Source organism: Mesorhizobium sp. AA23, from assembly GCF_001672435.1.
In the GTDB taxonomy this organism is placed as follows: Bacteria; Pseudomonadota; Alphaproteobacteria; order Rhizobiales; family Rhizobiaceae; genus Mesorhizobium.
On record NZ_LYTP01000006.1, the window covers coordinates 105619 to 119642 of the forward strand.

Below are 14024 nucleotides of genomic sequence, written 5' to 3' on the forward strand. Positions count from 1 at the left end.
GCGGCGGACCTTATGCAGGAACTAACAAGAAGTCGGTGTCGTGCCCATCACTTTGTCGACTCGTTCGCAAACCACGAGCCTCGATCTACTTCATGAAGCATCTGGCGTTCTAGGTTTGCGGCAACCAGGCAACCTTCTCGCCATCCTCCTTGATGAATTCGCGCACGGGGTTGTCGAGCAGCGGCAGCACCGCCTCCGACGGCCGGCAGAGCCTCGTGCCCTTGGGCGTCTCCACGATCGGCCGGTTGATGAGTATCGGATGGGCGAGCATGAAACCGATCAGCTCGTCGTCGCTCCATTTCGGATCGGCGAGGCCAAGCTCCGCGTAGGGCGTGCCTTTCTCCCGCAACAGGTCGCGCGGGGTGATGCCCATCGCCGCGATCAATTCGAGTAGCCGTTCGCGGCTCGGCGGCGCCTTCAGATATTCGATCACCATCGGCTCCTCACCGCTGGCGCGGATCATGGAAAGCGTGTTGCGCGAGGTGCCGCAAGCGGGGTTGTGGTAGATGGTGACCGTCATGGCTCGGCTTTCAGTGGCTCGGATTGCTCGATGGATTCGGGCCGCAGCAGCCATCCCATCAGCGCCAGCGCGATAAAGGCGCCGAGCAGTTCGGCGACGATGAAACCCGGGAGATCGGCCGGCCTGATGCCGGAAAAGCTGTCGGTGAGCGCACGCGCCACGGCGACGGCCGGATTGGCGAAGGACGTAGAGGCGGTGAACCAGTAGGCGGCGGTGATGAAGAGGCCTACCAGCCATGGCACAGCCCGTCGCTCGAAGCGCAGGCCGGCGAGAATTACAGCGACCAGGCCGAATGTCGCGACAATCTCCGAAAACCATTGCGCCGGTCCGGCGCGCGGCTTGGTCGCGATCTCCAAGGGCGGCAGGGCGAACATGAGGTGCGCGGCGATCGTGCCGGCGATGCCGCCGGCGAACTGCGCGGCGAGATAGGCAGGCAGATCGCGCGGCGGGAGCGACCGGTTCAAACAGAAGACGAGCGAGACGGCCGGATTGAAATGCGCCCCGGAGATCGGTCCGAGGATGGTGATCAACACCACCAGCATGGCGCCGGTCGCGAGCGTGTTGGCGAGCAGCGCCAGCGCGGTGTCATGCGTCAGCGTCTCCGCCATGATGCCGGAACCGACCACCGTTGCCACCAGCAGGCCGGCGCCCAGGGCTTCAGCAACGGCACGTCGCGGCAGATCGTAAGAGATCATTGCCGGGGCCCCTCGCCCGGCCGGCAGCACGGGGCGGCGAGCGCCGGCGCGCAGATTTCCGGCCGGCCCGAGCAGCAATCCTCCATCAGGAAGCGGATCAGAGCGGAAAGCGCATCGTATTCCGCGCTGTAGACGATCGAGCGTGCGTCGCGGCGCGTGCCGACCAGGCCGGCGCGCTCCAGTTCCTTGAGATGGAAGCTGACATTGGACGGAGATACCTCGACCTGTTCGGCAAGCGAACCGGCGGCGATGCCGTCCGGCCCGGCAACCACCAGCAACCGAAGCAGTTTCAGCCGCGTTTCCTGCGACAGCGCACCAAAGGCCATCAGGGCTTGTCGCTCATCCACGTTTCAACAATCCTTGAAATATTGAAACGAGGCATAGCCGACATGCTCACTCCTGACAAGAAATATCGTCCCCGCTCCTCCATTGGATCCTCGGACCTGACCATCGGCGATCTGCTCCACACGCTGGCTGATTACCAAGACAAGCCGCTGGTGTTTCGTTACGACGCGGCCGGCCGGTGAAATTTCCATCCCAACTAGGATAGTGGGTCGGTTTGAAATCGCGGGTTAGCCCAAACTCCCCCGTCCATCACGCTCTATTGAGCGAATGTGAATGATCGCCAGCTTCCTCTAAACCCGTGATTGTGATGAATATCCGACCGCCAGAGCACACCCAACAATGTCGCTCTCAGCAAGGAAAAGGGCTCGCGCCTAAACGCCGCGAGCCCTTCTCTTTTTACGTCACGTCCGCGCACTGTTGGCTTCTCGGCTTCGACAAGCGCAACGATGTTCGCGCTTCCTCCCAAAGCTTGTCGGTGACGCCCGTTCCCGTCTATTTCCAGACGGGGCCTAGGCGAAAGCGCCTGTTCTGATCGGGATGGACTTTCAAACTGACCCACTACCCAAATTAGCGATCTCTTGTATTTCTTGAAAATGAGGATCATGCTTGGCCCAATGCGTGGCAACCTGATGCGCAGCCGGGTGGATAAAAGGGTAAGGCGCCATGGAATTCGCAGTCTGCTATGACCACAGCGTGATCGATCTGGCTTGGTCGATCTTCCTCAGCATCACGACGGTTTTCATGTTCCTGGCGCCATTGGCCGTCGCGCGGCTGATAGCGATCTTGCGCGGGGCACCTGTCGCACGTCTTCAGACGGCCTGACAGCCGAGGCCTCTCCTAGCCGACGATTTTTAGCCCAGGCACTTCACCGAACAGCGCCGAGCAGTCGATCTCGTCCCGGAAAAGCGCGTCGGGATCGAGCACCAGCCACGATGTATGCGTACGAAGATCCCTCAGTCTGGCGTTCTTTTCGGCGCGCGCCTGGCGCTCCGCCTCGGCAATCGAGGCCAAGCCTGGCATCTCGGCCTTGTGAAGGTGAGAACTCCTCGACATAGCGAGGCAAAACGCGGTCGCCCTATTTTGCGTTCCAGCCCATCCGCCTGAAAACAAGTGCGGTGATCATACCCGCGAGCACGACCAAAAGCCGGATGGCCAAGGCCACCCCAAGCCGCCGCACGTTTCATTCGCGCCGCCATCGCTACGAGCGGCCCGGCTCGAATCAGCGCAGACCCAGAAAACTCAAAATGGCGATCACGATGACGATAGCACCTACGATCCAGATGATGTTGTTCATGGTCCTCTCCACATGTCGGCGGTCAGGAAACGCGCCTGCCAAGGGGGCATAGGCCGAAGTTTCTTTCGGAAGCCCTCGCAAAGACCTCAACACTTAGAAACTGCTAATGTTCCGCCCGCATCTGTGCCGGGGGCCGGACTAGGCGTTCTTGGCACCTGGAAGCGGTTTCTGCAGCCTCGACGGCCGCGCTGTTAACCGCTCGCCTGAAGGCCGGACCAAGGTCGGTGTCGCAATTGCCGCGGCTGGCCTATACTCTTTGTCCGTGGTGGGGTGAATCGCGCGAATGCTCAGGGAGACCTTGAAGCGACTTGTGCAAATCTGGAGCGGGCTGTCGCTGGCCTGGCAGTTTGTGATTGCCGGCGGCATCGGGCTTTTGGCGGTGATGCTCGTGGTTGGCCTCTGGGTGACCTCGCAAATCCGCGAAGGCGTGATGCACAACTCCGCCACCACGACGGCGCTCTATGTCGACAGCGTGATCGCGCCGCTGCTGCCGGACCTGCGCAAGAGCCGCGAGCTCGACGACACGGTCAAACGGGCGCTGGACGAGACGCTCGGCCAGGGCGCGCTCGGCAAGAGGCTGGTGTCATTCAAGCTGTGGCGGCGCGACGGCACGGTGCTTTACGCTGATAACTCGAAGCTGATCGGCAAGACGTTTCCGCCCAACCCCAATCTGATCTCGGCCTTTGCCGGCAATGTCGTGGCGGAATTCAACAACCTCGCCGACGATCCTGAGACCAGCGAAGAGAAAGCGGTGACCGCGCCGTTGTTCGAGATCTACAACCCCGTGCGCGAACCCTGGTCGGGCGAAGTGGTGGCGGTGTCGGAATTCTACGAAGTCGCCGACGATTTCCAGGAGACGCTGAACTCAGCACTCAGATGGACCTGGCTGGTGGTGGCCGGCGCCACCGCCGCCTCGCTGGCGCTGCTGTCGGGCATCGTGTTTCGCGGCAGCCGCACCATCCAGACGCAGCGTGCCGCGCTGGAAGCCAAAGTCACCGAGTTGCAGGAGGCGCTGGCGCAGAACTCGTCGCTACGCCAGCGCGTGCAGCGCGCCTCGCGGCGAGCCACCGCCATCAACGAACGCTACCTGAGGCGCATCGGCGCCGACCTGCATGACGGCCCGGCGCAGCTGGTGGCGCTTGCCGCGCTCAGGATGGACAGTCCGGTGCTGGTCGACCCCGCCACACCCAAACCGCAGCGCGAGGCGGAAATCGCCGGCATCCATAAGACGCTGGGCGAAGCGATGAGCGAGATACGCGGCATCTGCAACGGCCTGGTGCTGCCGCAGATCGAGACGCAGGCAGTGGCCGACATATTGCGGCTGGCGGTCGCCGAGCATGAGCGCCGCACCGACACCAAAGTGCTGCTGACGCTGCCGGAGCGCTTGCCGGAACTCGGCACCTCGGAGAAGATCAGCATCTATCGTTTCGTGCAGGAAGGACTGAACAACGCCTTCCGGCACGGCAAGGGCAAGGGCCAGCAGGTGAGAGCCACGATGAAGGGCGGCAAGCTTCTGGTCGAGGTGCAGGACACCGGCCCGGGCTTCAATCCTGCGCGAAGCGAAGGCCTCGGGCTCGCCGGTCTTAGGGAGCGTATCGAAAGCATTGGCGGGCAGTTCGAGACGCTTTCGGGGCCGGGGGGAACGAGACTGGTAATCACATTGTCTGTCGAGGAGCAGCCGTGACCGCACCCATCCGCATCGCTATTGTCGACGATCATCCGCTGTTTCGCGAGGGCGTGGCGCGCAGCCTCGGCGAGATCGGCGGCTTCGAGCTTGTCGGCGAAGGCGCCAGCGCCGAGGACGCCGAAAAGCTGGTCCGCGCCAGCGCGCCCGACGTGCTGCTGCTTGACATCAGCATGCCCGGCGGCGGCCTCAATGCGCTGGCCAGCATCCTTTCGGCGGCGCCTGAGCAAAAGATCGTCATGCTCACCGTGTCCGAGACCAATGCCGATGTCGCCCAGGCGCTGAAGGCGGGCGCGCGGGGCTATGTGCTGAAGGGCGTCGGCTCCAAGTCGCTGGCCGAGATCCTGCGCGACGTCGCCAACGGCCAGAGCTACGTTTCGCCGACGCTTTCGGCCCGGCTGCTGTCGGATCTCTTGCAGCCCACCAGCCGCAAGCCCGACCCGCTCAGCCAGCTCACCGGCCGCGAGGCCGAGATCCTGGGGCTGGTGGCGGAGGGCCTGAGCAACAAGGAGGTCGCGATGCGGCTGTCGCTGCAGGAAAAGACGGTCAAGCACCACATGACCCGAGTGCTCGCCAAGCTCAACGTGCGCAATCGGACGGAGGCGGCGCTGCTGATGCATGAAGCGAGAGAGAGGAATTAGTGAATAGTGAATAGTGAATGGTGAATGGTGAAGCGCCGGCGCGTTCCATTCGGTGAAGTGCCGTCCGCTGATTACTATTCACCATTCACCATTCACCGTCCCCCTAAAAGCAAATCACCCCCGCCTCTGAAGGCGGGGGTGACATGCGAAGGCGCGGGAAAAGGGGGTAGCTTCTCTCGGCCCTCACAAGCCTAGCAGACGGGCCAGATCCTCCTCGGTCGCCCGGCGCTCGACGATGGTGCGACCTTGCGCATCGGTCATCTCGAAGCGCCCGTTCTCGATCTCTTCCTTCATGCCGTTGCGGTGGATGATGGTGATCCTGTTGCCGTCGATCTCGACTGTGTCGCCCGTCGCCGCATTGACATGGCTGGCGGCCTTGCCGCCGGGGTTGGTGTTGCCTTTGCCGCTGTTGTTGCCAGGACCGGCATTGGCATTGCCGCCACCGGAATTGCTGTTGCCGGAATTGCCGCCAGCGTTTCCGCCGCCGCTATTGCCCCCGCCGCCGTTGCCGCCGCCATTGCCGTTGCCGCCGCCGTTGTCGGCATAAGCGGTGGCCACCAGAAGCTTGGCAAGGCTATTGGACGTGAAATGACCAGGCGCGGCAAAAAGCGCCAGCGCGGCCGCGGCGCGCAGCGTAAGGCGGACAAACCTTTTTGAGGCGGGTTCGCGCATGCCGTCCTTGGTTCATGCCGGTTCCGCCTCGGCCCTGCCGAAGTTCCGCTCTCAGCCCGCCAAGGCGGAACCGGTGTCTTGACCAGACAAGATTCACGCTTTGGTAAGGTTACGGAAGCGGCCCACGACCCATGCCATGTCCGGTCGGACCTTTTTGCAGTCACTTGGGGACCATTGTCGCACCAGCCGGGAACACAACTGGAAGCTGCGACTGCCGTCGCGTTAACCAAAATCGCTTGGAAAGCCGTTAGCAATTCATTATGACTGTCGCACGCGAGAACGGCGCGGACACTCAACGAACCGCGGCATGCTACGGCGCATGCGCCCTCCTGGACGAAAAAGCGCCGTAACCTTTGGTTTGCGCATGAAATGTTTCCCCGGACTGCGGGGGCATGCGCCAAGAGCCCGCCTTATCCGGCAGCCGTCTCAAGGGCCCCAAAAAAGTACCCCCGCCAAAAGGCGGGGGCAAGGTGAGCAGCGGGAGTTCTGTCGTAAGACGATCAGGACCGAAGAGACGAAGCAAAAGGTGGCAACCTGATTTTGCAGCGCTGGCTTTTGGCCCCTTAAGATCTAATCCAGATAGAACCTCGCTCTCACAAACTCTTTAGGCGATCGAGATCGGCCACTGTGGCCTTGCGCTCGACGATGGTGCGACCAAACTTGTCCTCCATCCTGAAACGGCCGTTCTCGATGCTCTCCTTCATTCCGTTCCGGTGCGTGACCTGGATGCTATTGGCACTGACCTCGACCTTGTCGCCGGTCGCCGCATTCACATGATCATCGACATCGCCGGTTGCTGCAGTGTTCGTTGCGCCCTTGCTGTTGCCGCTGTTTCCGTTTCCGTTGTTACCGCCCGAGTTGCTGTTTCCGCTGTTGCCGCCCGAGTTGCCGTTCCCGTTCCCGCTGTTGCCGCCGCCGCTGCCGTTACCGTTGCCGCCGCCGCTGTTCCCACCGCCATTGCCGTTTCCATTGCCGCCTTTGCCGGCATAGGCCTTGGCCACGACAGGACCGTCGAAGGAGAGATGAAAAGGCGCGACAACAAGCGCCAGCGCAACGAGCGCCCGCAAGACATGCCTGCAGCCCATGCGCGATACGCGCATCCCAATCTCCCCTTGCCAGCCATCCGACCCTTCGGCCGAACTACCCCACCGGCAATGTCGCAACATCAGCATCCCTAATCAACCCGTCGTGGGGAAGTGGCCCACGACCCTTGTCTTGCTTTTTAAGACCTTTTTCGCAGCGATGTCGGACCTAAGTCCTATCTCAACCACCAGATGTGATCGGGCCCGGCTGCGTGCATGGCTTTTTCTGGCGTGGATACCCGCGTGCACGGCTTCGCGCAACGCGCTACGGGTGGTTGTTCTATGCTCTCCCAAAACCGCCGCGCCCTCAGGCGATATGGCATTGATCCTTAACAGGGTGACGGAACCGGCGCTCTCGCCGTTACGGCCGCGCCGAACGCGGCGGCAATCACGGCGCCAATACCGGCGCATTGCAAAACGCTCAAGCTCTCGTGCAGGAAGAGAAACCCGGTCAGCGCGGCGCCTGCGGGTTCCAGGCAGACGATCATGCCATAGACTTTCGCCGGCATTCTGGCGAGCACCATCATCTCCAGCCAGAAGGGCAGCGCGCTGGAGAACAGCCCGACGACGACCGCGGCCGCCATGACATGCGAGTCGGTGAGATAAGGTTCGGCTGCGGTGAAGCCAAAAGGCAGCGCGACGAGCGCGGCGATCGCCATGCCATAGGCCGAGGTGCGGGCGCCAAGCTCGGCGCCGGCCTTCTGCGCACAGATGATATAGAGCCCCCAGCAGGCGCCGGCGGCAAGCGCAAGCAGCACGCCGATCGGATCGAGCCCGCGGCTGATATCGGCGAACGGCGAGAGCAGCACGATGCCGGCGACGGCAAGCACCACCCAGACGAGGTCGAGAAGGCGCCGCGAGCCGAGTGTGGCGACAAAAAGCGGGCCGGTGAATTCGAGCGCCACGCAGATGCCCAGCGGAATGCGCTCGAGCGCGGCATAGAAGAGCAGGTTCATCACCGAAACGGTGACGCCATAGGCGGCGAGCCAAGGCAGACCCTTTCGCGTCGGCAGCACTTTCCATGGCCTGAGCACTGCCGCCAGCATCAACGCGCCGATGACGAGCCTCAGCATCGTTGTGCCCTCGGCCCCAAGGACCGGAAACAGGCCCTTGGCGAAGGCGGCGCCAACCTGCACCGAAAGGATGGCGCTGAGCAGGCCAAGCACGGGCAAGGCCCCCAGCGGCGCCTGCGGTGTTGCGATCGGCGTCGACGTCACTTCTCCTCCATCCCCCCGCGCCCCGGTCCGTGGTGGAGATAGAGACTGATGTTTCCCTTGTCTTGAGGCAACGGGGCCGGATGGTTGGACAAGGCCTCTCGCGACTGGCTTGCTGCGCAGCACAAGACTCTGAAAGTCAATACAGTTTTCACAACGCCGCTTAGTAATCTTCAGCGTGAGGCGTTTACTGTAAATACAGGCCGAAACACTCGCTCCGGTTGCCGCGGCAAGCCTCAACATCCTCGGCGATAAATACTGCAAAAATCGGACCAAACGCCCATACGTATATAGGACCATAGGCCAAATCGCTCAAGGACAACTCTGTTCTGTAACCTTCCCGATCACAGCTTTATTTCAAATCCGTAAGCATTGTGTGTTGCGCCGCAACATAAGCCGGGACAGATGTTAACCAACATGGGCAGTGGAGGATGCCGCTACGTTAAGCCGAATGGGCATTCCGCTGACAGCCAAGGACGGCACTCTCGCCCCGGACGGAGATTCCTCGACAGGCAGAGCCGGCGTGCTTTGCAGGTCCGGCGCAGGATCTTACGGCGAAGCCGGGGGACCCCGCCCATGACAGGTCAGCGCGACATCCAGCTTGATGCAGTGCGAGCTGTAGCCGTCACGCTGGTGCTTTACGCGCATTTCCTTGCGCCGAACGGCACCTCCTTCCTCGGCCATCTCGGCGTGCGGCTGTTCTTTGTGCTCTCCGGCTTCCTGATCACCCGGCTTTTGCTGGACGCGCGTGACAGCAATGTATTCGCTTCCGGGCCAGCGCTGCGCGCCTTCTACTCCAGGCGCATAATCCGAATTTTTCCGCCCTATTTCGCCGTGCTGGCCCTGGTCTGGCTCACCAATCTGGAACAGTCCAGCTCGTCGCTTGCCTGGCATGCGCTTTATCTCTCGAACTTCTGGTATGCGCTGCGCAACGACTGGAACCCCTGGCTGCTCTGCCATTTTTGGAGCCTCAGCATCGAGGAGCAGTTCTATCTCGCCTGGCCGCTGATCGTGCTGCTGGCGCCGCGCCGGCGTATCGAGGCGATCACGATCGGCGTCATCCTCTTCTCGTTCGCGTACCGCTTCTACTGGCCGCTCACCGCCAACCCGGCGCTCGCCCGGGACCTGTTGCCGCCGGCCTCTATGGACGCGCTCGGCTGCGGCGCCCTGCTTGCCGTTCGCCGCGCCAGGAGCGCCGATGTGCCGCGCTGGATGCGGCTCGGCTGGCCGGCTTTCGCGGTCGTTTTCCTGCTCGTCGTCTGGTCCGATCCGGGACCGGCGAACTCGGCATGGGAGTGGGGGCACTGGGCGCTGGTGCAGGTGCTGCCGCTGGTGCCGCTGGTGGCGATCGTCGCCGCCTGCTCCAACGGCCTCGGCGGCAGGCTCGGCAAGCTGGCCGAACTGCCACCGCTGCTTTTCCTCGGCCGCATCAGCTACGGCGTCTATCTCTACCACCCGATCCTTCTCGCCTACGCCGTCAAGGCGCAGCCCTGGATCCCGCTCAACGTCTCGGAGCAAGGGCCTGGCCGCTTCCTTGTCGCAGGCGCCGCCACGCTGCTTGTCGCCTCACTCTCCTGGGCGCTGTTCGAAAAGCCGCTCAACAGTCTCAAGCGCTATTTCCCCTATGTCGCGCGGTCGCGCGCGGGCATGGCGGGCGAGACAAGCTGGATAGGCCCGCCGGCCAGCGTGTCCGCGCTGGACCTGCAGCAAACCGAGGCGAGGCGATGATGGCAAGCGCCACTCCCCTCATCTCCGTGCTGCTGCCGGTCTACAATGCCGAGCCCTATGTCGGCGCTGCAATCCAATCGATCCTGCGGCAGGATTACAGCCGGCTCGAGATCATCGCCATCGACGACGGTTCGACCGACCGGTCGCTGGAGATCCTCGACCGCAGCCGCAAGGCGGACAGCCGCGTATCCATTGTTTCGCGCGAGAATCGCGGTCTCGTCGCCAGCCTCAATGAGGGGCTGGCGAGCGCGCAAGGCGAATTGGTCGCGCGTATGGACGCGGACGACTTCGCCTATCCCTGGCGGCTGTCGCGCCAGGCGGCGCTGTTTGCAACGCGCCCCGACCTCGGCTTCTGCGGCTCGATCGTCGACATGCTGGTGCGTGGCCGTATTGCGCCTGGCAGGCTCGACCCGGTGTTCCGCCTCGACCTTGCCGCGCTCGCGAAATTCTTCACGATCTTCATGCACCCGACCGTGGTCTACAACCGCCGGGTGATCGGCGAGGCCGACCTTCATTACGACGCCGCCTACCGGCATGCCGAGGATTTCGACCTCTTCCGCCGGCTCGCCGACCGTTATCCGGCGGCCCTGATGGAGGAGAGCCTGCTGGTCTACCGCGTGCATTCCGGCAGCGTGACCAGCCGGCATGTGAAGGAGATGCGGCGCACGCATCTCCGGATCGTCGGCGAAAACCTCGAGCGCGAGGGTCTGACAGACGATACCAAGGACCTGCGCGCGATCGGCGATCGAGTCTCCTTCGCGACGGTGGCCGGGGTAGCAGCCTTCATCCGCGCGCTGGAAGAGCGGATTACCGCGCTGCCCGCGGCGGTGCGCCCGAGCTTCGAGGCCGGCGCGCTCAACCTCTTCTATTTCCTCTACCAGCTCGTCAACGACGAGGAGCAACCCGCGCTGACGCATGAGCTTTTGACGCTTTCCGCGAAATGGAACGCGATCCGCCGCCGCGAGCAATATGCGTTGCGCCCCGGGGCCTGGGCACCGTGGCTCAGCCAGGCTTCGATGTGGGCCGGCAAGCAGGCCGACAGGCTCGCCTACCGCTTCAAATCCACGCCGGCGGCATCGGTGCTGGCGCCTTACAGGATGGAGGCGGCATGAGCAGCTTTGGCCGCGTCCACTCGCCGGCGGTGGAAATCGGCGAAAGCCGGCGCGACAGCCAATCTCCCCTCACAAGCAGGGAGGTCAGCAGCCTCAGCGCTGAGCCCTCTCCATGAACGACGCGCGCCATCCCCTGCCGCGGCACCCGGCCCTGCCCGCGCCTCCCTGGCCCAGGCAGCGGCCGCAGGTCTCCTTCATCGTCTGCACGCGTGACCGCGCGGCGGTGCTTGAAGCCTGCATCGATTCGATCCGTGCCGCCTGTCTTGCGCATCCCGCCTTCGCCGCCGAACTGGTGGTGGTCGACAACGGCTCGCGCGACGGCACGGCGGAATATCTTTCCCGGATCGCCGCGAGCTCCGACATTCCACTTACGGCGATCTCAGAGCCGCGGCCCGGGCTGGCGGCGGCGCGCAATGCGGGGCTGGCGCGGGCGCGCGGGCACGTGCTGGTCTTCAACGACGACGACTGCAGGCTCGACCGCAACTACCTCGCCGACCTCCAACGGCATTATGCAAGCGGTGAGAAATGGCTGATCCGCGGCGGCCGCGTCGAACTCGGCGATGCGCGCGACCTGCCCTTCACCATCAAGCGCTGCGACGAGCGCCAGCGGCTGACGCCCGCCGTGCATCCGGGCGGCTTCGTGCTCGGCTGCAACATGACCATGCATCGCGACGTCGCCGCTCGCATCGGCCCCTTCGACGAACGCTTCGGCGCCGGCGGGCCGCTGCGCTCCGCGGAAGACACCGACTACCTGGTGCGCGCCATGCTCGCCGGCATGGCGGTGGAATATGTGCCCGACATGACGATCTTCCATCACCACGGCCGGCGTGGCCGCAAGGCGATCGATCGGCTGCACCGCGACTATCATTTCGGCAATGGCGCGCTGTGTCTCAAGCATTTCCGCCGCGCGCCATGGCTGCTTCGCCATTTCTATTGGGCGGCACGTGCCGCCACGCGCGAGCTGATCGGCGGCCCGCGCTTCGACCAGGATCTCAGGCTCTCGCACTGGCCGATCGTTTTGATGAACCTCGCGGGCGCGGCGAAATTCATGACGCTCGTGCTGGCGGGGCGGCCCGATCGGCAGCCGCGGCACGCTCAGGAAGCCGGCGAGGCCAGGACGGAGGCCGGCGCGCCATGAGCGGGCACCCGACTCTGGCGATGCTGCGGCGGGCGCTCGGCCGCCGTCAGCTCGGCCTGCTGCCCGTCGTGGTCGCGCTCGGGCTTGCCAGTGCTGCGCTCGAAGGCTTCGGCATCGGGCTGATCATTCCGCTGCTCGGCATCATCATGGGACATGGCGAGGCGACCGGCATGGCCGGACTCTCCGCCCTGCTGCAGAAGGTCGGCGCCGGGCTCGGCGAGCGCGAGCGGCTGATCGCGATTTCGGCCGCGATCCTCGGCTCGATCCTGCTCAAGAACCTGCTTGCCTTCGCCAATGCGGTGCTGACCGCGCATATCTACGGCAAGGCCGGTCAATCGATCCGCGGCGCGCTCGCCGAACGCCTGCTCAGCGTCGGCTATCCGTTCTTCCTGAAGGAGAGCCCAGGGCGGCTGCTCAACATCATCTCCAACGAATCCTGGCGGGCGTCGGACGCCATGCAGGGGATGCTGGGCGCGATCGTCAGCGCCTCGGCGGCGGTTATCCTGCTTGCCTTCCTGCTGCTCTTATCCTGGCAGATGACGCTGCTGGTTATGCTCGGCCTGGCGCTGGTGCAAGCGGCACATATGGTGCTGTCGGCCCATCTCAAGGGCCCGAGCCGCAGCGTCGCGGCCCGCAACAGCGCTTTAGCCTCGCAGATGCTGCACCTGGTGCATGCCGGCCGTCTCATCCGCATCTTCGGCCAGGAGGCGCGCGAGAACGCGGCGTTCGAGAAGGCGTCGGACAGCGTGCGGCGGGCGGCCTTCACGCTTTCCAGACGCCAGGGCGCGCTGGCGCCGCTCACCGAAGTGCTGCACGCGGTGCTGTTCCTGGCGGTGGTGATCGGCGCCTGGCTTGCTGGCCTGAGCTTCCCGTTGGTCGCCGCCTTCCTCATCCTGCTTTACCGCCTGCAGCCGCATGTGCGCGCGCTGCAGATGACCTGGAGCCAGCTGCAGGGGCTTTCCGGCTCGCTGGAGGAGGTGAGCTGGCTGCTCGACCCCGAGGGCAAGCCCGTGCCGCCCACGGGCAGCCGCCCGTTCGCGGGACTCGGTGAGAAGATCGCCTTCGAGGGCGTCAGCTTCAGCTATGCCAATGAGGAGCAGCGCGCGGCGGTGCTGCATGCGGCGAGCTTCGACATCGTGAGCGGCCGCTCGACGGCGCTGATCGGCCGCTCCGGCGCCGGCAAGACGACCATCGTCAACCTGCTCTGCCGCTTCGTCGAGCCCGATGGCGGCCGCATCCTCGTCGACGGCGCGCCGCTCGGCGAGATCGACCCGGCCCAATGGCGGGCGCACATCGCTTTGGCCAGCCAGGAGCTGGAGCTGGTCGACGGCACCATCCTCGACAACATCACCTACGGCAAGGACACGGCCAGCGCGGAAGAGGCGCGCCGCGCGGCCAAGCTCGCCGAGGCGCATGGCTTCATCGAGACGCTGCCGCAGGCCTACCAGACGGTGGTCGGCTATCGCGGCGTCAACCTGTCGGCCGGGCAAAGGCAGCGCATCGCGCTGGCGCGAGCGCTGCTGCGCGACCCCGACATTTTGATCCTCGACGAAGCCACAAATGCGGTGGACGGGCTCTCGGAAGCGGCAATCGTGGAAACGCTGAAATCGCGCGCCGGCCGCCGCACCACGATCGTCATCAGCCATCACCACTCGACCATCGCGTTCTGCGACGACCTGGTGATCCTGGAGCATGGGCGGGTGAAGAAGCAGGCGCCGTTCGCGGAACTGGCGGCGCGCAGCATGGATGAGCTGTACCAGCCGGAGTGAGGGCTTTCTTTGCGAGGGAAGTGGCGAAGGTTGGCGCGAGACACCCCCCTCTGCCCTGCCGGGCATCTCCCCCGCAAGGGGGGAGATTGGCAGCTCCGGCTGCCGCGCTCTTCATGCTCCGTCGGAAGTT

The 14024-nt window shown here is 64.3% G+C and carries 15 protein-coding genes; 8 read left to right on the forward strand and 7 right to left on the reverse strand.

Translation table 11 applies throughout. The features are described from left to right. Positions 1–109: 109 nt before the first annotated feature. The 3 genes from arsC to A9K66_RS07880 are packed head-to-tail and all read right to left on the reverse strand — an operon-like array spanning position 110 to position 1562. Positions 110–520, reverse strand: coding sequence for an arsenate reductase (glutaredoxin) (gene arsC / locus A9K66_RS07870; RefSeq protein WP_067321933.1), 411 nt, complete (start codon positions 518–520; stop codon positions 110–112). Continuing rightward, on the reverse strand, positions 517–1215 hold the full coding sequence (locus A9K66_RS07875) for an MIP/aquaporin family protein (RefSeq protein ID WP_067321937.1): 699 nt from the start codon (positions 1213–1215) through the stop codon (positions 517–519). The genes arsC and A9K66_RS07875 overlap by 4 nt, the downstream gene beginning before the upstream one ends. Next, a complete protein-coding gene (locus tag A9K66_RS07880) occupies positions 1212–1562 on the reverse strand; it encodes a metalloregulator ArsR/SmtB family transcription factor (RefSeq protein WP_067321941.1) in 351 nt (116 codons plus the stop codon). Before A9K66_RS07880 ends, A9K66_RS07875 begins: the two co-directional genes overlap by 4 nt. Between A9K66_RS07880 and A9K66_RS30120 the strand changes: the two genes are divergently transcribed. Then, on the forward strand, positions 1548–1742 hold the full coding sequence (locus A9K66_RS30120; RefSeq protein WP_164746740.1) for a hypothetical protein: 195 nt from the start codon (positions 1548–1550) through the stop codon (positions 1740–1742). The two genes, A9K66_RS07880 and A9K66_RS30120, sit on opposite strands and share 15 nt — an antisense overlap. Positions 1743–2223: 481 nt before the next feature. Beyond that, a complete protein-coding gene (locus tag A9K66_RS30125) occupies positions 2224–2382 on the forward strand; it encodes a hypothetical protein (protein ID WP_156751037.1) in 159 nt (52 codons plus the stop codon). A 15-nt stretch (positions 2383–2397) separates the two neighbouring features. Here the strand turns inward: A9K66_RS30125 and A9K66_RS07885 are convergent, their stop codons facing one another. Continuing rightward, positions 2398–2580 (reverse strand): hypothetical protein, encoded by a 183-nt coding sequence (locus A9K66_RS07885; protein ID WP_066992926.1) that lies wholly within the window; start codon positions 2578–2580, stop codon positions 2398–2400. A 557-nt stretch (positions 2581–3137) separates the two neighbouring features. Here A9K66_RS07885 and A9K66_RS07890 point away from each other — a divergent pair. Further along, entirely contained in the window at positions 3138–4538 is a 1401-nt protein-coding gene (locus A9K66_RS07890; RefSeq protein WP_067321944.1) for a sensor histidine kinase, read from the forward strand. Further along, positions 4535–5179 (forward strand): response regulator transcription factor, encoded by a 645-nt coding sequence (locus A9K66_RS07895; RefSeq protein WP_066992920.1) that lies wholly within the window; start codon positions 4535–4537, stop codon positions 5177–5179. Before A9K66_RS07890 ends, A9K66_RS07895 begins: the two co-directional genes overlap by 4 nt. 183 nt (positions 5180–5362) lie before the next feature. Here A9K66_RS07895 and A9K66_RS30130 read toward each other — a convergent pair whose 3' ends face one another. From A9K66_RS30130 to A9K66_RS07910, 3 genes are all read right to left on the reverse strand, one after another. Continuing rightward, entirely contained in the window at positions 5363–5851 is a 489-nt protein-coding gene (locus tag A9K66_RS30130; protein WP_067321950.1) for a hypothetical protein, read from the reverse strand. A gap of 593 nt (positions 5852–6444) precedes the next feature. Then, a complete protein-coding gene (locus A9K66_RS07905; protein WP_067321952.1) occupies positions 6445–6951 on the reverse strand; it encodes a hypothetical protein in 507 nt (168 codons plus the stop codon). Between the two features lie 311 nt (positions 6952–7262). Further along, positions 7263–8150: a DMT family transporter gene (locus A9K66_RS07910; protein ID WP_067321956.1), complete on the reverse strand. Its 888-nt coding sequence runs from the start codon at positions 8148–8150 to the stop codon at positions 7263–7265. A 573-nt stretch (positions 8151–8723) separates the two neighbouring features. Here A9K66_RS07910 and A9K66_RS07915 point away from each other — a divergent pair. The 4 genes from A9K66_RS07915 (at position 8724) to A9K66_RS07930 (ending at position 13894) form a co-directional block, all read left to right on the forward strand. Next, on the forward strand, positions 8724–9875 hold the full coding sequence (locus tag A9K66_RS07915) for an acyltransferase (RefSeq protein WP_067321959.1): 1152 nt from the start codon (positions 8724–8726) through the stop codon (positions 9873–9875). Further along, complete coding sequence (locus A9K66_RS07920) at positions 9872–10987, forward strand: glycosyltransferase family 2 protein (protein WP_245307427.1); 1116 nt, start codon at positions 9872–9874, stop codon at positions 10985–10987. The genes A9K66_RS07915 and A9K66_RS07920 overlap by 4 nt, the downstream gene beginning before the upstream one ends. Positions 10988–11099: 112 nt before the next feature. Further along, entirely contained in the window at positions 11100–12125 is a 1026-nt protein-coding gene (locus A9K66_RS07925; protein ID WP_082953760.1) for a glycosyltransferase, read from the forward strand. Then, positions 12122–13894 carry an ABC transporter ATP-binding protein gene (locus A9K66_RS07930; RefSeq protein ID WP_067321961.1) on the forward strand — a complete coding sequence of 591 codons (1773 nt, stop codon included), beginning with the start codon at positions 12122–12124 and terminating at the stop codon, positions 13892–13894. Before A9K66_RS07925 ends, A9K66_RS07930 begins: the two co-directional genes overlap by 4 nt. Positions 13895–14024: the final 130 nt, after the last annotated feature.

What these genes read in the sequence shown, in the direction of transcription:
- A9K66_RS07920 (WP_245307427.1), top strand. Translation starts at nt 9,872, where the DNA reads ATGATGGCAAGCGCCACTCCCCTCATCTCCGTGCTGCTGCCGGTCTAC.
- A9K66_RS07890 (WP_067321944.1), top strand. Translation starts at nt 3,138, where the DNA reads ATGCTCAGGGAGACCTTGAAGCGACTTGTGCAAATCTGGAGCGGGCTG.
- A9K66_RS07930 (WP_067321961.1), top strand. Translation starts at nt 12,122, where the DNA reads ATGAGCGGGCACCCGACTCTGGCGATGCTGCGGCGGGCGCTCGGCCGC.
- A9K66_RS07885 (WP_066992926.1), bottom strand. Translation starts at nt 2,580, where the DNA reads ATGCCAGGCTTGGCCTCGATTGCCGAGGCGGAGCGCCAGGCGCGCGCC.
- A9K66_RS07915 (WP_067321959.1), top strand. Translation starts at nt 8,724, where the DNA reads ATGACAGGTCAGCGCGACATCCAGCTTGATGCAGTGCGAGCTGTAGCC.
- A9K66_RS07875 (WP_067321937.1), bottom strand. Translation starts at nt 1,215, where the DNA reads ATGATCTCTTACGATCTGCCGCGACGTGCCGTTGCTGAAGCCCTGGGC.
- arsC (WP_067321933.1), bottom strand. Translation starts at nt 520, where the DNA reads ATGACGGTCACCATCTACCACAACCCCGCTTGCGGCACCTCGCGCAAC.
- A9K66_RS07905 (WP_067321952.1), bottom strand. Translation starts at nt 6,951, where the DNA reads ATGCGCGTATCGCGCATGGGCTGCAGGCATGTCTTGCGGGCGCTCGTT.
- A9K66_RS07925 (WP_082953760.1), top strand. Translation starts at nt 11,100, where the DNA reads ATGAACGACGCGCGCCATCCCCTGCCGCGGCACCCGGCCCTGCCCGCG.
- A9K66_RS30125 (WP_156751037.1), top strand. Translation starts at nt 2,224, where the DNA reads ATGGAATTCGCAGTCTGCTATGACCACAGCGTGATCGATCTGGCTTGG.
- A9K66_RS30130 (WP_067321950.1), bottom strand. Translation starts at nt 5,851, where the DNA reads ATGCGCGAACCCGCCTCAAAAAGGTTTGTCCGCCTTACGCTGCGCGCC.